Raw genomic sequence first — 22,206 nt, 5'->3', positions numbered from 1 at the left:
AGGAAGCGGAATTTCCAACGTAAAATCACGAATACCGAATCCTGCTATTCGAAAAACACATGTCAAAAGACGTTACCCTGCGGCAGATGCGTTACTTCGTGGCGGCCGCCCAGAGCGGGCAGTTTTCGATGGCGGCGACGGCCGAGCATGTGTCGCAATCGGCGATCACCAATGCCGTGCTCGCATTGGAGGAAACCCTGGGTACGCGGCTCTTCGAACGCCTGCCTCAAGGGGTCACGTTGACGCCGGACGGGCACGATTTTCTGAACCACGCGAGACACATACTCGATTCGGTGCGCGACGCGGTCTACAAGGCGCCGTTCCGCTCGCACGATCTGAAAGGGACCGTGCGCATTGCGGCGTCGTATACGGTGCTGGGCTATTTCCTACCCGAGTTGATGGCGCGTTTTCGCGCGACGTATCCCGACATCGTGATCGATCTGCACGACCTGGACCGCGAATCGATCGAGCAGGCCGTGCTCTCGGGCGACGTCGATCTCGGCATCGTTCTGCTCTCCAACGTCGAAAATATCAGGCGTTTCGGCCACCATGTACTGATTCGCTCGCGCCGGCAGTTGTGGACCGCGCTCACCCATCCTCTTGCGCAACTCAATGCGCCTTCGCTCGCTGATATCGCGAGCTATCCATATATTTTGATTACGGTGGACGAAGGCGAGCAGTCCACGTTGCGTTACTGGAAGCAGAACGATGTCGAACCGAATATCGCCTTTCGCACCAGTTCAATGGAAGCGCTGCGCGGTCTGGTTGCGCATGGTTTCGGCGTCACGATTCTGTCGGACATGGTGTTTCGACCGTGGTCGCTGGAAGGCAAGCGGATCGACGCGCGGCCCATTTTCAACGCGATTCCGCAGATGGATGCGGGCATGTTGTGGCGCAAAGGCGCAACGCTGGATACGCCGGCCGTGGCGTTCCAGCAGTTCCTCATTCATGCATGCGGGAGTTGAAGGAAGGTGTGGGCGGCCCGGTGAGAATGACATTGCACCGCCCGACTTGACGCTGGCGATCCAGACGTATCTGTTTTTCGCATGGGCTGACGACTGTTTTCCTTGTGCACGGACGACTGCCGGCCCGCGCCGTAAGGCCGCGCTGACATGAGCTAGAGCCGGGACGCATTATAATCGGCCCGATGCATCGATTCATCGAGAATCGATCGACCACCGTTCCGCCTTCCGTCATGCCCAAAGAGAGAGCCAGCAAACCCGTTAAGCCTGCGTTGCGCAGCCGCAAATCTCCGCAGGGCTCGCCCACCGTGCAGGACGTCGCGCGTCTCGCGAAGGTGTCGGTCGGTTCGGTGTCGCGTGTGCTGAACGGCCGCGAGAATGTGGCGCCGGCCATTCAGGAGGCGGTGCGTGCCGCGGTGGCCGAGTTGAATTTCGTGCCGAACGTGGTGGCGCGCAGCATGCGCAAAGGCAGTTCGAGCGCGATTGGCTGCCTGATTTCCGACATCACGCAGCACACCGCCGCACAGATGGTGAGCGCCGCCGAAGAGCGCCTGCGGGCAAGGGGTTTCGAGATTCTGATCGCCAATTCACATTACGATCTCGAGCGCGAACGGGCCATTCTGTCGAGCCTGAAGCAACGCCGCATCGACGGATTCATCGGCGCGATTTCCGACGACGAGACGCCTTCCTATTTCAACTTCCTGCATACCCTGAATATGCCGGTCGTGCTGTGGGAGCGCGATGCCCAGGGCGAATTCAATTCGGTACTGACCGATCACGCCGACGGCTGCCGTCAGGCTGTGCGCTATCTCACGTCGCTCGGGCATCGCGCGATTGCGCTTGTGGCCGGCCACGAAAACACGTGGGTAGGCCGCGAGATGGTACGTGGCTATCTGGCCGCGTGCGAGGCCGCCGGCATCGCGCTCGATCCGGCGCTCGTGCTGCGCACCAGCGCCTTCAACAAGGACGTCTGCCGGGCGCTGCTCAGCGCTCCGCAGCCGCCTTCCGCGATCATCGCCACGCTGAACGACGTGGCCATCGTGCTTGAAGTCGTGCGGGAAACCGGGCTGTCGATCCCGGCAGACCTGTCGGTGATTTCCATCGGCGAGCACGAGTATTCCGGAATCGCGTCGCCGGCATTGACCGTGGTGACGCAGAACCCGCGCGACGTCGGCCGCGAAGCAGCGGACATGATGTTGCAGCTGATCGACGGCAGCGCGCCGTCCGGCATCCGTCGCTCCAAACATCCCATGCGGATGATCGTGCGCGAGTCGTGCGGCGCGCCACGCAGTCCTGCCCGCCGCAAAAAGCGCTAGCCGGATCGATTCCCAGGGTTTGCCCGATCGCAAAGTTGCTTGACAGCGGATTTTTCGCCGCCGACATTGCGCATGGACGGTAAATGAATCGATTCACCAAAAACTCAAGGCATGATATGAGCGACAGGAAAAACGACTTACGATCGGGGCAGGGCGAGAACGAGGAAGGCGGCCGTGCGGGCCGTCGGCGGTTTATGAAAACGGCGGGCGCGCTGGCCGGCGCGGTGGCGACGGGACTCGGCCTTGATGGCTGTGGAGATGGCGCGATCAGCGCCGCGTCCGCGCAAAGCGTGGGTGCGCAGATACCGGCGATCGTGCCGGCACAAACGGCGCTTGTTGTGATGCATTATCAGACCGACATCCTGGGGCTCTTTCCATCTGTCGCGCCTACGCTGCTCGCCAACACGCGCAAGTTGTGCGATGCCGCGCGGGCCAAAGGCGTCAGCGTCTATTTCGCCAAGATCCAGTTCAGTCCAGGCTATCCGGAAGTCAGCCCGTTGAACAAGAACGGGCAAGGGCTCAAGCAACTCGGCCTTTTCATCAATGACAAAATCGCGTCGGAACTCGGCCAGTAAGCCAACGAACCGCTCATCATCGGGCATCGTGTCAGCGTGTTTTTCGGTACTGATCTACAGGCGCGGCTTTCCGCGCAGGGTATCGATACGCTGATCATGGTCGGAATTGCGTCGACCGGCGTCGTGCTGTCGTCGGTCGCCTATGCGAGCGACGCGGACTTCCGCCTGTACACCGTCAAGGATTGCTGTTACGACCCGGACCAGGTCGTGCATGATCATCTTTTTTCCACGGCATTCGATTCGCGCACCACGGTGCTGTCGCTCGCAGATGCCGCGTCGCTGCTCGCATAGGTCCGCCGCAAAGCGCTCTGAACGCGCCAGCCAGGGTTTCCGATATTTTTAAAAAGTTGACTCGTCGCGCCAACCTGACTATTGTCTGTGAATCGATTCACTAACACATGTTGAGTTGCGCGGCATTGAAAAAGCAGAGGATTTCATGACTTTCAGCAACAGGCGACGACAACTGCTGCGCGCAGGCGCCGCGGGTATCGCGGGGCTTTCACTGCCGTTCGCATTCGAAGGCCGCGTCTTCGCGGCGCAAGCAGGGGTGCTCTCGGTCGCCATTCCGAGCAATCCGCAAACGCTCGATCCGATCAACCAGCCGAATCACGACGTGATGGCGATCAACCAGTTGATCTTCGAGAATCTGGTCGGCATCGACGCGCGCGGTCAGCGGGTGCCGCAACTGGCGCGCGCGTGGACGATTTCGCCGGACAAACTGACCTACACATTCGATCTGCAGCGCGGCGTGAACTTTCAGAACGGCCAACCCTTCACTTCCGCCGACGTGAAATATAGCTTCGATTACGTGCTGAATCCCGCGAACAAGGCGTTCCGCCGTCCGTTCTGGACTGTGATCGAGTCGGTGAGCGCACCGGACGCGCACACCGCTGTGATCCGCCTCAAGCGTCCCTACCGGCCGTTGCTCGACTACATGTCGAAGTACATGGGTATTTTTCCGGCAGGCAGCCGCGAGCAGCACCCGGATGGCTACTTCAAGCAGACGCCGGTCGGTGTCGGCACCGGCCCGGCGATTTTCGTGCAGTCGAAAGCGAACGACTTCGTCGAGTTGAAGCGCAATCCGGCTTACTGGGGCAAAGGCGAGCCGCATTGGGACAAGATCGTGTTCCGCATCATTCCGGAAGAGTCGTCGCGGCTCGCTTCGCTGATGTCGGACCAGACGCAGATCATTAGTGCGCCGCCGGCCCAAACCTTTGCGCAGATCCGCACGTCGGCGGGCCTTGCGGGCGATAGCCGCGCATCGCCGACCAGCCCGCTGATGATGTGCCTGAACAACCGCAAGGCGCCGTTCGACGACCCGGCGTTTCGCCGTGCGGTTTCGCTTGTGCTGGACCGCGCCAAGATCTGCCGCGATCTGTGCTACGGCGCAGTGAAAGGGAGCAGCATGCCATTTGCGCCGGAGTCGTCGTGGTACGACGCTGGCTCGGCCGGAAGCCTGGCGTTCAATCTGGACCATGCGCGAGCGGCGTTGAAAAGCTCGAAGTACGCGAGTGGCGCGTCGTTCGATCTACTGTACGTGCAGCCTGCGTATCTGATCGATACATCGTCGACGGCGCTTTTCATTCAGGCGCAACTGGCGTCGCTGGGTGTGCGAGTCAATTTGCGTCCACTCGATTTCGGGCAGATGATCTCGCAGGTGCTGGTCGGTAACCACGCTGCGGCGTTGACCGGTTTCATCGCACCGCCGGAGCCGACGTATCTGCTCAATGCGCTGTTCCGGCCAACCGAAAGTCTCTGGAAAGCGAGCGGCTACGAGAGTGCCGAACTACTGAAGCTGATCGACGACAGCTATCTGGTCGACGATCCGGCTGCGCTGAAGCCGATCCTCGCGAAGCTTCAGCAGGTGTTGGCGCGCGACTGTCCGGCCGTCTGGATCGGCGCGCTGGAAGTGCAGAACCTGTGGCGCAGCAACGTCAAGGATTTCCAGGTGAACACCGGCTTCTCGCTGATGCTCGACAACGTTTATCTCGCGAAGGCGTGAGGTGGATATGAAAGCCGTTTCAAGGCTCTTTTCGTCCGTGCTGGTGCTACTTGTGGTGAGCGCGTTGCTGTTCGCGATGTGTCGCGCGACACCCGTGTCGCCCGCGCGTCTGACCCTGGGCAGCGACGCAAGTGTCGAACAGATTGCCGCGTTCAATCATCAATATGGACTCGACCGGCCTGTCGCCGCGCAATACGGCACGTGGCTGAACGGTGCGCTCGCGCTCGATTTCGGCAAGTCCTACGTGACCGGCAATTCGATCGGGCCGCAGATCGCCGATACCTTGCCGAATACCGTCGAGCTCGTCACGCTGTCGTTCATCTTCACGATCGTGGTGTCGATCGTGCTCGGCACCGTGGCGGCACTGAAAGAGAACAGCGGCACGGACCATCTGCTGCGAGCTGTGGCGATCGTCGGTTTATCCGTGCCGTCGTTCTGGCTGGGGCTGCTGCTGATCCGCTATGTCGCGCTCAAAACCGGGTGGTTTCCGGTGGGCGGCCTCACGCCCTGGTCGGACGGATCGGCGGCTCATCTGCTCGCGCTGGTGTTGCCCGTCCTGACGATGTCGGTGTACTACATCTCCGTGCTGAGCCGTCTGGTGCGGGCGAACATGGTTGACGCGCTCTCGCAGGATTATGTGCGAACCGCCAGAGCGCTCGGTTTGTCGCCGTCGCGTATTCGCCTGTATGCACTAAAGAACGCGTTGCCGTCGCTCGTGAGCACGGCCGCGATGAGTTACGGCTACATGTTCGGCTGGGCGTTGATCGTGGAACAGATTTTCAATCTGCCGGGCGTCTCGCGTGCGTTGCTCACGGCGATCTTCCAGCGCGACTATCCAACGGTGCAGGCCATCGTGCTCGTGGTCACGACGATCTTCATCGCGTCGAACACGTGCGCCGACGTACTGCATGGTTATCTCGACCCGAAGGCGAACAGAACATGATGGCTGATTCATCGCTACCCAACGTGCACCGCAAGCCACCTGTGCTCGGCGCATGGCTCGCATCGGCCGGCCGGTTGCTGCGCGCGCTGATGCATGAACCGGCTGGTGCTATCGGTCTCGTAACGATCGTGCTGCTGGGCGTGATTGCATTGTGCGCGCCGTGGCTGCCCTTGAAGGATCCGCTGCAGCTCTATATCGAACATCGGCTGGAAGCGCCGAGCGCGGCATTCTGGCTCGGTACCGATCAGGTGGGCCGTGACATTCTGAGCCGCACGATATGGGGCGCTCGCGCGTCGCTATCCATCGGACTGTGCGCAGTCGCGATCGGCCTCGTGCTCGGCACGGGCATCGGCCTCGTAGCCGGCTGCAAATCCGGCTCATGGCTCGACGAAACGCTGATGAAAGTGATGGAAGTGCTCGCGTCGATTCCGCTCTTGATCTGGGCGATCGCGCTCGTCGGCATTACCGGCACTGATACGCTGCGTGTCGGATTGCTCGCCATTTCGAATGAAACCAAGCTCGTGCTGCTGATCGGCGTGCTGTACGCGCCGGGTCTTGCGCGGCTCACCCATAGTCTCGCGAAGGCCGAGTCGCAAGCGGAGTATGTCGCCGCACGGGTTCTGCAAGGCGCGAGCGAGGCGCGCATCATGCTCTCCGACGTTTTGCCCAACATCATCTCGCCGGTGCTGATCCAGGCGTCGCTGCTGCTCGGCGTGACGATCATCGTGGAAGCGTCGCTCAGTTTCATCGGACTCGGTGTGCAACCACCGACGCCGAGTTGGGGCGCGATGCTCTCCGATGCGCGCGCACTGATTTTCACCGACAACTGGTGGGTGTCGGTGTTTCCGGGCGCGGCGGTGTTCGTCAGCGTGCTCGCCTTCAATCTGTTCGGCGACTCGATGCGCACCATTCTCGACCCGCGGCGGCGCAATGCGCATGCGGCGAATGTGCCGGGAGCGTCGCTATGAACGAAGCGCTTCTGTCGATCGAAAGCCTGCGCGTCACTTTCGGTTCGGGCAAGACGCAGACCGAAGTGTTGCATGGACTCGATTTGCACGTGGGACGCGGCGAGGCGGTCGGTCTCGTCGGCGAATCGGGTTCGGGCAAGAGTGTCGCGTCGCTGGCGGTGCTCGGGTTGCTTGGCAACGCGGGGCGTATCAGCGGCGGCCGGATCGTGCTCGACGGCGAAGACCTGGGCCGTGCTTCGGAGGCGCTTATGCGGGCATTGCGTGGACGGCGCGTCTCCATGATCTTCCAGGATCCGGCGACGGCGCTTAACCCTGCCTTCACGATCGGCGCGCAACTCGCCGACGTGATCCGCGCGCACCGTCCGCTGCGCGGCCGCGCGATCCGCGACGAAGTGCATGGCGTGCTCGAACGCGTCGGTTTCAAAGACCCGCGCACCACGGAGCGCGCGTATCCGCACGAACTGAGCGGCGGCATGAAACAACGCGCGATGATTGCCGCCGCGATTGTCTGTGAACCGGCGCTGCTGCTCGCGGACGAGCCCACTACCGCGCTCGACGTGACCGTGCAGGCGCAGATCGTCGAGTTACTGCGAACGCTGGTGGACGAGATGGATCTCGGCCTCGTGTTCATCACGCACAACCTCGACCTGATGGCGGAACTGTGTTCACGCGCCGTCGTGCTGAAGCAGGGGTGCGTGGTCGAAGCCGGCTCGGTGGAGGATATCTTTCTGCGGCCTTCGCACGACTACACGCGGCATCTGATCGCGAGCATTCCGCGTTTGCCGGTTACGCGTGCTACGGGCCGTCATCAACCTGAGGAGACGCGCGATGTCCGTTAGTGTGCCGAACGCCGCTCTCGCCACGCAGCCGATCTTCGCGCTGCAGGAGGTCGGCAAATCCTATGCGCTGGCGCGTTCGCCGCTCGAGCGCATGTTCAACCGGCGCCGCTTTCATGCGGTGTCGGGCGTGAGTCTCGAGGTGGCGAAGGGCGACGCGCTCGCTATCGTCGGCGAAAGCGGCAGCGGCAAATCGACTGTCGCGCGCATGATGGTCGGCCTCACCGCGCCGACTTCCGGCTCGATCTGTTTCAGAGGCGACGCGTTGAACACGATGACGCGAGCGCAGAACGCGACGTTTCGCGAGCGTGTCCAGATGGTGTTCCAAAGCACGACGAACTCACTGAACCCGCGCAAGACGATTGCCACGACGCTGGCGGAAGCGATCGGCAACGACGGCGTGCCGGTGCGCCAGTTGCTCGACATGGTGCGGCTGCCGGCATTCGTGCTGGCGCGCTATCCGCATCAGTTATCGGGCGGCCAGCGCCAACGCGTGGGCATCGCACGGGCGCTCGCGCGCCGTCCGGAACTGGTCGTTGCCGATGAACCCACTTCCGCGCTCGACGTATCGATCCAGGCGGAGATCATCCGGCTGCTGCGCGACCTCCACCAGAGCGCCGGTGTCTCGCTGGTCGTGATCAGCCACGATCTGGCGCTGGTCGGCGAGTTGTGCCAGCGGGTGGTGGTGATGCGAGAAGGGCGCGTCGTCGAAGCGGGAGCCGTGGATCAGGTGCTGTTCGAACCACGCGAGCGCTACACAACGGAGTTGCTGGCGGCGGTCCCGAAAGGCATTGGCCGGCTGCAAGAGAGGCGATCTGAGCAGTAAAGAAGAAGATCCGGGTCAAGCAGTGAGCCGGTCCACCTATGGACATTTTTTTTAATCTTTGGTGAATCGATTCATTTGCTATCATCAATCGATCGCTAGCCGACCGGGGTGTCGCGATTTCTTGTTTGGAGAAGAGCGGTGAAGGAAAAGTTATTCATCATGGCGGCTCTGCTGGGCGGGAGCGGTTTCGTTCATGCGCAGAGTTCCGTCACGCTGTACGGGATCATCAACGAGGCCATCACCTACTCGTCGAACCAGGGCGGCCATAGCGCGGTGCAGTTGACCGGCAACGGCGAGTACGGCAGCCGCTGGGGGCTGCGAGGCGCCGAAGACCTCGGCGGCGGCACCAAGGCGATCTTCACGCTGGAGAACGGCTTTAACCCGGTCAACGGCGCGCTCGGTCAGAACAACCGCATGTTCGGCCGCCAGGCATTCGTGGGTTTTTCGAATCCGGACTACGGCACGCTGACGTTCGGCCGCCAATACGACGCGATTGTCGGCACCTTGCAGACGATGACGTCCAACGGCGCGTGGGGCGGCGTGATGTTTTCGCATCCGTACGACAACGACAATACCGACGACTATCTGCGCGTCAATAACTCGATCAAATACGTCTCGCCGAACTTCAAGGGCTTCACCGGCACCGCGATGTACGCCTTCAGCAACGCGCCCGGCGCCTTTGCGAACAATCGCATGTGGTCGGTAGGCGGCATCTATTCGCTGGGCGCATTTTCGATTGCGGCCGCCTATTCGCTCTATGACGAACCCGGCGTGAACACCACTGCGAACGTGAACACCAACGGTGCCATCACCTGCTGTGATGCGCCGATCACGTCCAAACGGGAGCAGATTGCGGGCATCGGTGCCTCGTATGTGATCGGACCGGCCAAGCTGAGTCTGATGTACAGCAACGCGATCTACAACAACGTGGGCACGACGTTGACGAGCGGCATCAACTACCGCTTCAACAACTATGAAGCGAATGCGCGCTTCACCCTCGATCCGACGCTGTTTTTCGGCATGGCCTACACGTACACGAGCGACAACATCACCGGCGGTCCGGGCGGACCCACGCAGGTGCACTGGCACCAGGTCAATCTGCTGGTCGACAAGTTTCTCTCCAAGCGCACCTCCATCTACACGGAAGTGATCTATCTGCGCGCGGCCGGTGGCGGCTTCCCGCGACCTACGGGCGGTCCATTGCCGGCGACTTCTAACGGCATGCTGGCCTCGCAGATTCAGACCATGCTGCCCTCGTCGGGGCAGAACCAGGCGGTGGTCAGCGTCGGACTCGTGCACAAGTTCTAGCAGCACTGCTTTTACCGGCGCAAACCGGCAGCGCGTTTGCGCCGCATCGACTAACAAGTAAGGTGTGTAATGACTGAAAGACTTTACCGGGCCGGTGTCGATATCGGTGGGACCTTCACTGATATCGTCGTGATCGGCGATGACGGCGTGATTCATACGAGGAAGGTTTCGTCCACGCCTCAGGACTATGGCATCGCGATCGTCGCGGGCTTGCAGGCATTGCTGGCCTCGCTCGACGCGCAACCGCGCCAGATAACCGAACTGGTTCATGCAACCACTGTCGCCACGAATACCGTGCTCGAAGGCAAAGGCGCGCGCACCGCGCTGATCACCACGCGCGGTTTTCGCGACGTGGTCGAGATTGGCCGCCTGCGTGTGCCGATGCTCTACAACCTCGCGTATCAGAAACCGGAGCCGCTCGCGAAACGCCGGCACCGCTACGAGGTCGACGAGCGGCTATTGGCCGACGGTTCGATCGACACGCCGCTCGACGATGCGCAGGTGCTGAACATCGCGCAACGTATCGCCGACGAGAAAATCGAAGCGGTAGCGATCAGTCTGATTCATGCGTATGCGAATCCCGATCACGAGATCCGTATTCGCGATCTGCTGCGCAACGTGTTGGGGGACGCCGTCTACCTGACCTGCTCGCATGAAATCCTGCCGGAGATCCGCGAATACGAACGCACCAGCACGACCGTCGTCAATGCGTATCTCGGCCCGGTGGTAGTCAGCTATCTGCATTCGCTGATCGACAAGCTACGCGGCATCGGCATGACCGGTCCCGTGCAGATCATGCATTCGAACGGCGGCGTGATGAGCGCGGCCATGGTCATGCAGAAGCCGGCGATGATCATCGAGTCCGGTCCGGCGGCCGGTGTGATCGCGGGTGCCTCGGTGGCGGCCGCGTCGGGTTACGCCGATTGCATTACGGTGGACATGGGTGGCACCACGGCGAAGGCGGCCATCATCGAGAAGGGTGAGCCGGCGCGCACGACCGAGTACGAGGTTGGCGCGGGAATCAACGTCAGCAGCAAGCTCGTGAAGGGCGGCGGCCACGCGGTGAAGCTGCCGTTCATCGACGTCTCGGAGATCGGCGCCGGCGGCGGCAGTCTGGTGCGTATCGACGCGGGCGGCCTCGTCAAGGTCGGCCCGGATTCGGCGGGCTCGGTGCCCGGGCCTGTGTGCTACGACGCGGGCGGCACTATTCCGACGCTCACGGACGCCGTGCTGACGCTTGGCTATCTGAATCCGGAGTTCCTCGCCGGCGGGGAGTTGCGCATCAACCAGCAGAAGTCGCTCGAGGCAATGCGCACGCAGATCGCCGAGCCTACGCACACGGATCTGTACGAAGCCGCCTATGGCGTCTTCTCGATTGCGGCTTCCACGATGACGCGCGCAGTGAAAGCCGTGTCGACGTATCGTGGCCGCGACCCGCGCGAGTTCGCCTTGTTCGCCTTCGGCGGCAACGGGCCGGTCATTGTCCACGCGATCGCCGAATTGCTCGACATGAAGACGGTGATCGTGCCGCCGAGCCCTGGCGTGTTCAGCGCGCTGGGCCTGCTGTTCTCGTCGACGCAACATGAATTCATGCAGACGATGTTCTGCCGCCTCGATCACTCCGCCGCGATGGAGTTGGGTAATGTTCTCGAAGACCTGGTGGCACGCGCCACTGCGGATATGACGGCCGAGGGCAATGCCTTCGACGATATCGCCGTGACATGTGCGCTGGATTTGCGCTACACGGGTCAGGCTTACGAGTTGACTGTGCCGATCGAATGGCGTGCCGGTCAGCCGCTCGACATCGCGCCGATTGCTGCCGCGTTTCATGCGGAACACGAACGCACCTACGGGCACGCGTCCGCGGACGAGGTTATCGAGCTCGTCAATCTGCGCGCGGTCGGTTCGCTGCGCTCGCAGAAAAACCGCGCCTACGACGCGCAACGCGCCGGTGGCAGCCGGGCGAGCTCGTCAGGCGCGCGCGTGCCGGTGCTGCGCCGGGCGTATTTCGGCAAGACCCACGGTTTTATCGACACCCCGGTGATCTCGCGCGCCGATTTGCGCGCCGTGCCGATGAGCGGCCCGTTGATTGTCGAAGAGTACGACTCGACCTGCGTCGTGCCGCCGAATGCCGGCGCGCGCGTCGATGCCCACGAAAACATTGTCATCACGTTTCTGGAGCAATCCGCATGAATACCCAGCAGGCCGCCTCGGCGGGCACCGATGCCATCACACTCGAAATCGTCAAGAACGCGCTCGGCTCGATTGCTGACGAAATGGCGCTTGTCGTGCTACGCACTGCCTATTCGCCGATCGTGCGCGATTCGATGGACTTCTCCACCGCGGTGTTCGACCGCGCCGGCCGCGTGATCGCGCAGGGCCTGACCTTGCCGATTCACCTCGGCGCGTTTCCGGCCGCGATGGATAACGTAGTGAGCCGCTTCGGCACGGCCGGCAAGCCCGGCGACATCTACATCATGAACGACCCGTACACGTCGGGCGGCATGCATCTGCCGGACGTGTATCTGATTCAGCCGGTTTTTTACGAATCGCATATCGAAGGCTATGTTGCGACCATCGTCCACCACGCCGATATCGGCGGCATGGCGCCGGGCAGCATGGCGATCGGCGCGACGGAAATCTATCAGGAAGGTCTGCGGATTCCGTTGATGAAGCTGTGCGATGCAGGCGCTGTCAACGACGCGCTCGTCACGCTGCTGGAGACGAACTCGCGCATGCCGGTTCAATTGCGCGGCGATCTGCGCGCGCAGGTGGCCTCGTGCAAGGCCGGTGAGCGGGGGCTTGTGCAGTTGCTCGACAAATACGGCGCGGACGGTTTCGGACGGCTGGTCGAAGCGCTGCACGATTACGCGGAGCGCCTGACGCGCCAGGCTATCAGCACGATGCCGAACGGTGAATACCGTTACGAGGATTTCATCGACGGTCTGGGCGATATGCCCGTGCCGATCGCGTTTCGCGTCAAGGTCACTGTGGCGGACGACACGGTCAGCATCGACTGGACTGGGACTGACGCGCAGGTGCAGGGCGCGATCAACGGTCCGTTCGCGACCACGCAATCGGTCGCGTACGCGGCGGTGCGTTGTGCGATTGGTGTCGATGTGCCGAACTGTGAGGGGTTTTCGCGGCCCGTGCAGGTGTACGCGGAAAGCGGCTCGATTGTGAATCCGGTGGAACCGGCCGCATGCGCGGCGCGCGGGATCATCGCTTACCGCATGTTCGATGTGTTGCAAGGCGCATTCGCGCAGATCGTGCCGGATACGATTCCGGCGCTCGGTGAGGGCGGTCCGTCGGTCGTGTCGATTTCGGGCCGTAGCTCGGATGGCAAGGGCGGCGGGCGCGGCAACTGGTTGATTACCGACGGCGTTCTTGGAAGTTGGGGCGGTGGCCGTACCGACGGCTGCGAAGGCATTGCGAATCCACTCGGCAATCTGTCGAACCAGCCGGTCGAATTGATCGAGGCGCGTCTGCCGCTCAAGATCACCGAGTATGGATTCGTTACCAACTCCGGCGGCGCGGGCCGGCATCGCGGCGGCCTTGCAATGCGCCGCGCTTATGAATTGCGCAGCGACCACGCGTTGCTCGGACTGCGCTCGGACCGGCGCGCACATCGGCCGTCGGGCTCGCACGGCGGCCTGAGCGGATCGCCGTCGCTCAATCTGCTGACCCGCGACGGTCAAAGCACGTTGCTGCCGACCATGCCGAGCACGGTGACCGCACTTCGCAAGGGCGATCGTTTCTGCCATATCGCGGCGGGCGGCGCAGGTCATGGCGATCCGTTGACACGTTCGCCGCAGGCCGTGCGCGAGGACGTGCTTGACGATCGCATCACGGAGCAGCTGGCGCGTGAAGTGTACGGAGTCGTGCTAGAAGGCGCGGGGCGCGGCGTCGACGAGCGCCGCACCGCCGAGATGCGGGGGCTTCTCCAGACGCTTTCCTGGCAGGAGCGCGTCGCGAGACAGGAGGCGCTGTTTCTGCAATCGACCGGCGCCGATGCTACGGCTATCGGCAAACTACTCTGACCACGACAGGGGCTTTGACTATGTCCGCTTCAATCCCTGAGTCAGTCCTCGATACTCAACGTGTGCGCTTGCTGCGTCCCAGTTGGGCCGAGCTCGACTATGGCGCCATCGCCGCGAATCTGGCCGTCGCGCGTGAACAGGTGGGACGAACCACCAAAATCTACTTCGTTTGCAAGGGCGACGGATTCGGGTTCGGTGCCGCGAAGGTTGCGCAGTTGGCGGCGCAAGCGGGTGTCGATGGCTTTTGCGTCGGTAGTCCGGAAGAGGGCGTCGCGATTCGCAACGCGGGCATCGATCGCGACATTCTGCTGTTTGCCTCGACCTTGCCGGAGGATGCGGCGCAGGTTGCCGCGTTGGGACTGACGGTGACGATCCAGAGTCACGAAAGTCTGCGCGCGTTTATCGATGCCGGCGTGGCGGTCGATGCATTCCTCGAGATCGACCCGGGCTTCGGGCGCTTCGGTTTTCTGCCGTCGCAATGGCAAGCCGCGTTCGAGGCACTGCGCGCTCAGTCGACAGTGCGGCTCAAAGGCGTGTACACGCATCTGAGTTCGCCGGAGAGCGATGACGTGACGCGTAATCAGGCCGGCTTGTTCGATGCCGCGCTGGCCGACGCACGCGCCGCGGGATTCGATAACGTCACGACGATGCTGGCGAGTTCACGGGTGATGCTCGCGCATCCGCATCTGGCGTATCAGGCGGTCGACCCTGGTCGGCTCCTCTACGGAGCGCTCGACGCGGACTGGATGGCGCGTGCGCCGCTGCGGCCGATGTTGCGCGCGGTACGTGGGCGCATCATTCACGTTCAGGAGCATCCGGCTGGATCGGTCCTGGGAATTGGCTATGCGGAACCGATCCGGATAGAACGCCGTGTGCGGATCGGTGTCGTGCCGATCGGTTTCTGGGATGGGCTGAATCATGTGCCGCCGCTTGGCCGCGTGATAGTGCACGGACAGGAGGCTCGTATTCTTGGGCGCCGTTCGTTCCAGCATACCGTGGTCGACATCACGGAGAATGAGCAGGCCCGGACTGGAAGTGCCGTGACGTTGCTGGGACAGGACGGCGACCAGACGATAACGATCGACGAACTGGCAGCATCGCTGCGGCTGCCCGTCATGGAACTGATTCCGCGGTTAGTGAGGAGCTTGCCTCACGTTGACACCGAAGTGACGGATGTGCCGGGCAATGACGGATGTGTCTGTCGCTCATCAAACTGACTCGAAGGGCCGTTGTGCATTAGAACCTGCGGACGAAGGCGCGTTGACTCGAATGACAGCATTGGCCGATGACCGGGCAGCAGGGCCAAAGGCGAATGACCGCTGCGCCTCCGGACGAAACGAAAGGCGGCCCTGGAGCCACGTGGCGAGGAAAGGGGTGAGACGGGTCGGTCGGCCGCGTCGATATGGCCAATGCCGTGATAACCCGCCGTGTCACCGCAACCGCTTCTTGGCATTAGCTGTGGATCGGCAGGGCCGGGCGGCGTCCCCGGATTCTCGGCAATTCCGGTTGTTCATACCTTGCTCGACGCAGTTGTTTCGCAGCGACCGTTTTCGTGCAGTCTCGAATCGTCAATGGCGATCCGTACTCGAAATAGAGCGGGGTGATTGCTCCACGCTCGCACCGACATCAAGAACGAACCGTTCCGGCTGTGCCGACCTTCGAGGCAACAAGGAAACCTGTTGCGACGACAGGCCTATTTTCGGAGAAGGCGCTGACGCTGACCTTGCTGCGCGGTCGCCCAACTGCGGTTTTCTGAATCTTGCCGTGGTCGAACGCGACCCACACGCCTGAGTAATGGCTGATCAAGGTTGGACCAGGCGACTTCCACCACGTTGATGTCAGCCATCTTGCCATTGCTTTCTGACAGTTCCTTCTGGGTGATCCAGGCGTCAGTGGACGTATGGTCAGCCATTGGCCACTTTGCGCTCGCCACAAGGCGCCTTGTTCCTGCGGCGCAGTTCATCTGTGGTTTCGCCGCCGCCGTCCGGCAGCCAGCCAGGCGGCTGGAGAATGTGATTGATCGCCGTCCACACGTTCTTTGCCTTCACTACGTCCCGCACCAGTGTCGCCCAGTGCTCGAACTCGACGACGAACGGATTGCGCGAGGTGGTCGGCGTGACGAGACCGTAACGGCAAGGTTCGTCGGCGCGCTCCTCAACGTAGGTGCCGAACAGCCGGTCGAAGATAATCAATACGCCACCGTAGTTCGCATCCAGATAATCGACATTCGATGCATGGTGCACGCGGTGCGAGGATGGCGTATTGAAAACATACTCAAGCCAGCCGAGCTTCGGAATCCATGTGGTATGCAGCCAGAATTGATACATGAGGTTGATGAAGAGCGTCAGCAGGACGACTTCAGGACGCACGCCGAGCCATACGAGCGGCGCGAAGAAGATCGCCGAGCCCGACAGCTTGCCCGTCACGCCGAGCCGGTACGCGGTGGAAAGGGTCAACTGGTTAGGCGAGTGGTGCACCGCGTGCGTCGCCCAGAAGAACCGGATGCGATGCGACGCCCGGTGATACCAGTAGTAGCAGAATTCCTGGCCGATGAAGAGCGTGAGCACCATCAGAGCGCTGTTCAGTTCTACGGTGAAGATGCGATGCTCCCACGCCAGGGCAAATATGGGGGTTGCGAGCGAGAGCGGCAGCAGCGCGAGCAGCTTGCGCCCGACAACATCGGCGAGCGAAAGCCACACTTCGTGCCATGCGAATGGCGTGTCGGTTATGCGATTTTTCCGGCTAAGCCAGACAGCTTCGACCAGCGACACGGCGATGACGAAAGCTGTGACGTAAAGCGTGAATTTTCCAAGTGATTCCATGACGATGCCCTAACGGTAGTGGCGGAAGCTATCGTCTGCGGTGAAAGGGTGTGGCAGTGCGTCGCATCCGATACGGACAGATTAGCCATGGGCGCCATAACAGTCTATGTGGAAGTTATTTCACCGTATGTCGTGCGAGGTGGAGCCTTGCCATGCGATGAAAGTCGGGTCCACACACATGGAGCCTGGTCCTTTGACACGGTAGTGACAATCACAGGACCGCACGGTGTCAAGGGCAGGTCGAACTGTGCCGTCGGAACCGTAGCTGGCATCGCGCAAGGCATCCTCATCAGGGAGCGGCAAGCGCGCTTCGCTTTGTCTGAAGCGGCGAGCAGCGCACCCGCGCCGACCAGCGATTGGGTTGGCGCGGACCGAAGGGCTGAACAACGCGAAAACTTTGACCGGTTACATCTTCCCGGGCGATGTCATGTGATGCACACCTGCGGCTCCACCTTCAGCCGGTCTACGGCGATTGGGATGAAACGGACACCTTCGAAATATGTCAGCTAGAACGTCCCTATCACAATCTGGAACCTGAGAACGTCGGCCCGTCACTCTCTGAAGGAAAAGACTTGTTGTCCAGCACTGCTCGCTGTGCTTTATAGACTGGTCTTTGGGTCCGGACGACTTTATGTCATTTGACAGCCGGCGCGGCCGAATTGATGCTGACGGGCATGAAATATCGACTGGACAAGATGTATTGAGACCAGCACGAGCTCGCCGTACACATCCTGTCCTCGCGGACCAGGGCCAGGCGCCGGGCAAGCTGAACCGCGACTTTGGGCTTGCCGTCCCCGACGGCCTTGAACTTGATGACGTGAATGACACCCCAGGCCGAGGAACGCCCTTAGTCTTGGGCAATGCTTAGGTGAAGCCCGTCGAGTCCTCATATCTAGCCTGGCCGGAGGCCAGCCCGCTGGGCAGCCACCTGAATACCGTAAACAGTCGAGCCAGTAATTACCCCCGTCATCAACACGCCGATGAAAGCAAGCAAAACCGCGATGATCCGACCAAGCGTAGTGGTCGGCACGACGTCGCCGTAGCCGATGGTCAGCGCAGTGACCGCGCAAAAATAGAACGTCTCGCCCAGAGATGATTGCGTACGTGTGACCGTGTTGACGGCCCCTCCAACGTAATACATCGCGATCGACAGAAAGAAGAAAAGCACGACCAGAATGGCCAGAATGCGGCGCAGGTGCCAGAGGACCTTGGCAACCTCAGCAGCCGCAGTACGCGGCGAGATCTTGGCGTGAAGGTTGTCCTCGTTGCCACTATCCATGTCTCTTAAGCCTGTCAGGTTGATTCGGGCTCTCTTTGAGAGAGCCGCGTCCACAGAACCAACATAAAACGTTGTGTCCGGCGGAGATATTGCATGTTTACGTAATACGAGGCAAGTTCGGGTGTCTGCCGTCGTGGCTGAACAAGCGTCGAGCGTCAACAGCCTCGCTGGATTCATTGCATATACATGTAATAGCCGTTCTTCGCCAAGCCAACTATCATCGGGAGCTCGGGACTTGGAACCGTTCGGTATTGTCGATACGGCTTGGCGATTGCACTGCGGACCTCGATGTGACCGCAGTCCGGATGACCGTCCTGCCGGGCAATTCACGGTAACCGGTTCAGCAACTCGTCCTGGAGAAACGATATGGCTTCGAAAGGGAAGTGTCTGTGGCTCTGTCGAGTTAACGCGGTGAAGTAGATTCGGTCGGACCGTAACGCATGACGAGCGTGATGGCAAAGACGAGGATGCCACGCAAGGCACTGCCCGCTGGCATTGGCAAGGTACTGAAGCGACTGCACTATCCATTGGACTTGATTCAGCTGTGTGTGCGCTGGCATGTGGCGTACTCGCTGAGCCTGCGCAACCTCGAAGAGATGATGGCCGAACGGGGCATTGAGGTGGATCGTTCGAGCGTGCACCGCCGGGTCATCAAGCTCGTGCCGTTGTTCGAAAAGGCGTTTCGACGGCACAAGCGAGCGGTTGGCAAGAGCTGGAGGATGGACGAAATCTCAGTGCGCAGATCAAAAAAAGGCCATGCAGTACGGCACTTTGTGTGCCACATCGGGCCTTCAACATCCCTTGTGTGGATGTTGGTCAGCACGGCGTCGTCCTGCGCTTAGTCAGTCGTGTCGAGCAGTGAGTTCGCGTTGTGGTAGAAAAGCCGCGCTAGCAGAATTAATGGGCACGATTTGCGCTCCAACGGACATCATTAGCAGAATTTGCGACCTTCAGCATTTGTGAACACCAACAATTGGAGCGTCAATGTCGCCGTCGAGGAAGCTATCTGATAAGGATAACTACTTTCTGACTAGGCAAACAGCCGACGCTCGTCAACTTGACAAGGCCGTACAGATCATCGACGAAACCCCGGCCGTTCCAGTGTCAGTTGCAATCGTTGAGCCTGGTCCAGATGAAAAATGAACGACGGGCGAGACCGGACGAGCAGTGTCTTCAGTTCCATGCTGGTCGTGGTCCGAATGAAGGTGTCTACCGTTTTGACCAGCTGATGCAGGACAATGACCTCGCGATCAAGGTAAGTCTGGTCGAAATCGTAGATTCCGACTTCGTTAAGCCTTGCGAGGTCATCGTAGCTCTGCCGCGTCATCGCATCGCTGATCTTGCTTCGTTGTGGAGTCGCTCCGAGTCTCTGCAGCAATTCGGCGGTTTCCTGAATGACCTGTCCATGCTCGTCAATCATCCGGCTCGCGAAGCTTTGCACGCCTCTCAACCGAGTTCTGCGCAAGGCTATTTGCCCTGCCGCGATTTCCGCCTGATTCGCCACAAGGATGATGCCGACGATCTGTGCATTGGTCAGCCCGTCATCCTGACCAAATGCGCAAATGGATGATGCGAGGAGCAGCAGCGCTCCAACGGTACATTTGACGTTCATTGCTCACCTGAAACTTGTGTTCCGGTCGTTGACGCACCGTTCAAGCCGCACGTCGGCAGCACAGTTGACATGCTATACCGGCGAGCCGACGAGTGCACCAGACGAACAAAGAACGCCACGCGAGTTGCCCGCAGCTCCACAGCTCGGCTCCAGCCGGCGCAGGCAATCAGGGCTGCGATGAGAAGAGGCAGGTTTCTCTTCTCAACGACCGGGTCCGTGGCGTCTGCGGAAAGGGCGCGCCGTTTTGCGGGCAGCCCCGCCGCCATGGAGTTATGCTGAACGGTCGATTCAGGTCAGAGCGACAGGATCTGCCGCAATAGTTCCAGCGCTTTCATTTCGTCAAGACGACCGGTTCGTGCCTTGTCCGAAGCTGATGGAGCTGATTGCGCAGTTTCGAAAACGCTACCCCGCGCTGGTTGCCCATGTGGCTCCGACCGACGCGGGTTTCATCGGCCATAGGGAACGGAGACTTCTATCGATTCTCAACAAGCGGAAACTCGAGCGCGTGCTCGGTTACCTGCTCGATGAGAACGAGTTCCTGGGGCCGCACGGCATTCGTTCGCTTTCTCGCTATCACCTGGAACATCCCTTCGTGCTTCACGTCGCTGGGCAGGAGTATAAGGTGCAGTACCTGCCGGCCGAATCGAATACCGGCATGTTCGGTGGCAACTCGAACTGGCGCGGCCCGGTGTGGATGCCAGTTAATCTGCTGATTGTCCGGGCGCTGATAAATTTCTACACTTTTTTCGGCGATGACTTCAAGGTTCAATGTCCGACCGGGACGGGTCCGCACATGACGCTGTTCGAGGTAGCGCAGGAGCTTGTCCGTCGGCTGACGGGTACGTTTCTGCGCGATGCCGACGGGCTACGGCCCGTCTACGGCGGGGCGGCCAGATTCCAGGACGATCCGCATTGGCGCGACCTGATCCTGTTTTACGAGTACTTCCACGGTGACAATGGCGCTGGCCTTGGGGCCAGCCACCAGACAGGCTGGACGGGCCTCGTCGCCCCTCTCCTGGACCTGTTTGGGCGTGTCGATGCGCAAACTATACTGGAGACCGAACGCGCCCGTGTGATGGCGGGGATCGTAAGGGGGCAGGTGGGCGGAGAAGGGATCGGCGAGAAGTAAAGGAGAGGATATGTTCGACTTACGCTATCCGGCGCTGTACCAGATCAACACCCGCGTCTGGCTGACCGGGTTGTCTCGCGTGCTGGGGAGGAGCGCGACGCTGGACGATATTCCGGATGCCGAACTGGATCGCCTTGCCGAGTTGGGCTTTGACTGGATCTGGTTGCTGAGCGTCTGGCAGACCGGCCCCGCAGCGCAAGCGATCTCGCGTGCGAACCCCGAATGGCGTCGCGAATTCGCCGAAACGATACCGGATCTCTGCGACGAAGACATCGCCGGCTCCGGGTTCGCCATCCAGAGCTACACCGTCCATCGCGATCTGGGCGGCGCCGAGGCGCTCGCCCGATTGCGGCAGCGTCTGCAGCAACGCGGACTGAAGCTGATGCTCGATTTCGTGCCGAATCACATGGCGCCGGATCACGACTGGATCGATGAGCATCCGGACTACTTCGTCCACGGGAGCGAGGCGGACCTGGCTCGTTCACCGCGCAACTACTGCCGGGTGCAGACAAGGAACGGTCCGCTGGTGCTTGCCCACGGCCGGGATCCATACTTCGACGGATGGCCCGATACGTTGCAGCTCAACTACGGCAATCCGGAGTTACAGCAGGCGATGATCGGCGAGCTGCAAAGAATCGCGGGGCAATGCGACGGCGTGCGATGCGACATGGCCATGCTGGTCTTGCCCGACGTGTTCGAACGCACCTGGAACATTCGCGCCGATCCCTTCTGGCCGAAGGCCATCGAATCCGTGAAGCGCAAGCATCCGCAGTTCCTGTTCATGGCGGAGGTCTATTGGGACCTGGAATGGACGATGCAGCAGCAGGGCTTCGATTACGCCTATGACAAGCAGATGTATGACCGCCTCCGCGATGCGCACGCACGGTCGGTGCGCGAGCATCTGCACGCCGGGCTCGATTACCAGGACAAGCTGGCCCGCTTTCTGGAAAACCACGACGAGCCCCGGACCGCGGCGGCCTTCGAACCCAGCAGGCACGAGGCAGGCGCCGTCATCACGTTTCTTTCGCCTGGTCTGCGCTTCTTTCACCAAGGCCAGTTCGAGGGCTGCAGGAAACGCATCTCGCCGCACCTGGTCCGGTCGCCACAGGAGCCTATCGACGCAGCGTTGCAGGCGTTCTACGAGAGCCTGTTGGCGGTGCTGCGTCAGCCGGTCTTTCGGGACGGCGCGTGGAACCTGCTCGAATGCGTGCCGGCGTGGGAGGGCAACTGGACCTCGGATTGTTTCATCGCGTGGTCCTGGCAACGAGCCGAAGGCGACCGGCGGCTCGTTGCCGTCAACTACGCCGACAACCAGAGCCAGTGTTACGTGCGACTGCCGTTTCCCGACATGGCCGGCCGCACGGTGCGGATGAAGGACATGATGGGGCCGGCCAGTTTTGATCGCGACGGCAACGATCTCATTTCACGCGGTCTTTACCTGGATCTGCCACCATGGAGCTACCACGTCTTCGAAATGACCTCATCGTGAAGGCGCGCACGACGCCAGGCGTGGGAGCATTGCAACCCGCGCTGTAACCCGTTGGCGAAACCGGGGCAACTCCAGCTCCACCCGTCGCGACGAGCCCAC

The 22,206-nt window shown here is 61.2% G+C and carries 16 protein-coding genes and 3 pseudogenes; 15 read left to right on the top strand and 4 right to left on the bottom strand.

Annotated elements, in window-relative coordinates; genetic code table 11:
• Window positions 1–59 precede the first annotated feature (59 nt).
• The 12 genes and pseudogenes from B0G74_RS35470 to alr all read left to right on the top strand — a co-directional run bounded on the left by B0G74_RS35470 (window position 60) and on the right by alr (window position 14,993).
• Entirely contained in the window at window positions 60–965 is a 906-nt protein-coding gene (locus B0G74_RS35470; protein WP_132380957.1) for a LysR family transcriptional regulator, read from the top strand.
• Between the two features lie 230 nt (window positions 966–1,195).
• A complete protein-coding gene (locus B0G74_RS35465) occupies window positions 1,196–2,278 on the top strand; it encodes a LacI family DNA-binding transcriptional regulator (protein ID WP_132380955.1) in 1,083 nt (360 codons plus the stop codon).
• Window positions 2,279–2,619: 341 nt separating this feature from the next.
• Window positions 2,620–3,144, top strand: a pseudogene (locus B0G74_RS35460) (isochorismatase family cysteine hydrolase).
• A 145-nt stretch (window positions 3,145–3,289) separates the two neighbouring features.
• Window positions 3,290–4,855, top strand: coding sequence for an ABC transporter substrate-binding protein (locus tag B0G74_RS35455; protein ID WP_132380953.1), 1,566 nt, complete (start codon window positions 3,290–3,292; stop codon window positions 4,853–4,855).
• Between the two features lie 7 nt (window positions 4,856–4,862).
• On the top strand, window positions 4,863–5,798 hold the full coding sequence (locus B0G74_RS35450; protein WP_132380951.1) for an ABC transporter permease: 936 nt from the start codon (window positions 4,863–4,865) through the stop codon (window positions 5,796–5,798).
• On the top strand, window positions 5,795–6,766 hold the full coding sequence (locus B0G74_RS35445) for an ABC transporter permease (RefSeq protein WP_132380949.1): 972 nt from the start codon (window positions 5,795–5,797) through the stop codon (window positions 6,764–6,766). Before B0G74_RS35450 ends, B0G74_RS35445 begins: the two co-directional genes overlap by 4 nt.
• Complete coding sequence (locus B0G74_RS35440) at window positions 6,763–7,605, top strand: ABC transporter ATP-binding protein (protein ID WP_132380947.1); 843 nt, start codon at window positions 6,763–6,765, stop codon at window positions 7,603–7,605. Before B0G74_RS35445 ends, B0G74_RS35440 begins: the two co-directional genes overlap by 4 nt.
• Window positions 7,595–8,428, top strand: a complete 834-nt coding sequence (locus B0G74_RS35435) for an ATP-binding cassette domain-containing protein (RefSeq protein WP_132380945.1) — start codon at window positions 7,595–7,597, stop codon at window positions 8,426–8,428. The genes B0G74_RS35440 and B0G74_RS35435 overlap by 11 nt, the downstream gene beginning before the upstream one ends.
• A gap of 138 nt (window positions 8,429–8,566) precedes the next feature.
• A complete protein-coding gene (locus tag B0G74_RS35430; protein ID WP_132380943.1) occupies window positions 8,567–9,736 on the top strand; it encodes a porin in 1,170 nt (389 codons plus the stop codon).
• Window positions 9,737–9,805: 69 nt separating this feature from the next.
• Entirely contained in the window at window positions 9,806–11,929 is a 2,124-nt protein-coding gene (locus tag B0G74_RS35425) for a hydantoinase/oxoprolinase family protein (protein ID WP_132380941.1), read from the top strand.
• Window positions 11,926–13,776: a hydantoinase B/oxoprolinase family protein gene (locus B0G74_RS35420; RefSeq protein WP_132380939.1), complete on the top strand. Its 1,851-nt coding sequence runs from the start codon at window positions 11,926–11,928 to the stop codon at window positions 13,774–13,776. Before B0G74_RS35425 ends, B0G74_RS35420 begins: the two co-directional genes overlap by 4 nt.
• 20 nt (window positions 13,777–13,796) lie before the next feature.
• Window positions 13,797–14,993, top strand: a complete 1,197-nt coding sequence (gene alr, locus B0G74_RS35415) for an alanine racemase (protein WP_132380937.1) — start codon at window positions 13,797–13,799, stop codon at window positions 14,991–14,993.
• Between the two features lie 476 nt (window positions 14,994–15,469).
• Here alr and B0G74_RS35410 read toward each other — a convergent pair whose 3' ends face one another.
• The 3 genes from B0G74_RS35410 to B0G74_RS35400 all read right to left on the bottom strand — a co-directional run bounded on the left by B0G74_RS35410 (window position 15,470) and on the right by B0G74_RS35400 (window position 17,877).
• On the bottom strand, window positions 15,470–15,688 hold the full coding sequence (locus B0G74_RS35410) for a hypothetical protein (protein ID WP_132380935.1): 219 nt from the start codon (window positions 15,686–15,688) through the stop codon (window positions 15,470–15,472).
• A complete protein-coding gene (locus B0G74_RS35405; RefSeq protein WP_132380034.1) occupies window positions 15,681–16,598 on the bottom strand; it encodes a sterol desaturase family protein in 918 nt (305 codons plus the stop codon). The genes B0G74_RS35410 and B0G74_RS35405 overlap by 8 nt, the downstream gene beginning before the upstream one ends.
• An 892-nt stretch (window positions 16,599–17,490) precedes the next feature.
• Window positions 17,491–17,877: a potassium channel family protein gene (locus tag B0G74_RS35400; RefSeq protein WP_132380933.1), complete on the bottom strand. Its 387-nt coding sequence runs from the start codon at window positions 17,875–17,877 to the stop codon at window positions 17,491–17,493.
• 452 nt (window positions 17,878–18,329) lie between these two features.
• On the opposite strand from B0G74_RS35400, the pseudogene B0G74_RS35395 reads away from it, so the two are divergent.
• Window positions 18,330–18,605: pseudogene (locus B0G74_RS35395) on the top strand (IS6 family transposase); the annotation flags it as partial.
• A 347-nt stretch (window positions 18,606–18,952) separates the two neighbouring features.
• Here B0G74_RS35395 and B0G74_RS35390 read toward each other — a convergent pair.
• Window positions 18,953–19,489, bottom strand: coding sequence for a DUF4142 domain-containing protein (locus B0G74_RS35390; protein ID WP_132380931.1), 537 nt, complete (start codon window positions 19,487–19,489; stop codon window positions 18,953–18,955).
• 364 nt (window positions 19,490–19,853) lie between these two features.
• On the opposite strand from B0G74_RS35390, the pseudogene B0G74_RS35385 reads away from it, so the two are divergent.
• Together B0G74_RS35385 and B0G74_RS35380 are read left to right on the top strand one after the other, a co-directional pair.
• Window positions 19,854–20,618 (top strand): annotated as a pseudogene (locus tag B0G74_RS35385) (glucosidase); the annotation flags it as partial.
• A 10-nt stretch (window positions 20,619–20,628) separates the two neighbouring features.
• Window positions 20,629–22,107 carry an alpha-amylase family glycosyl hydrolase gene (locus B0G74_RS35380; protein ID WP_132380929.1) on the top strand — a complete coding sequence of 493 codons (1,479 nt, stop codon included), beginning with the start codon at window positions 20,629–20,631 and terminating at the stop codon, window positions 22,105–22,107.
• The last annotated feature ends 99 nt before the right edge of the window (window positions 22,108–22,206 follow it).

This window comes from Paraburkholderia sp. BL9I2N2 (genome assembly GCF_004339745.1).
Classification (GTDB): Bacteria; Pseudomonadota; Gammaproteobacteria; order Burkholderiales; family Burkholderiaceae; genus Paraburkholderia.
The sequence above is the reverse complement of the archived record's forward strand: the minus strand, read 5'-3'. Positions and strand labels throughout refer to the sequence as shown.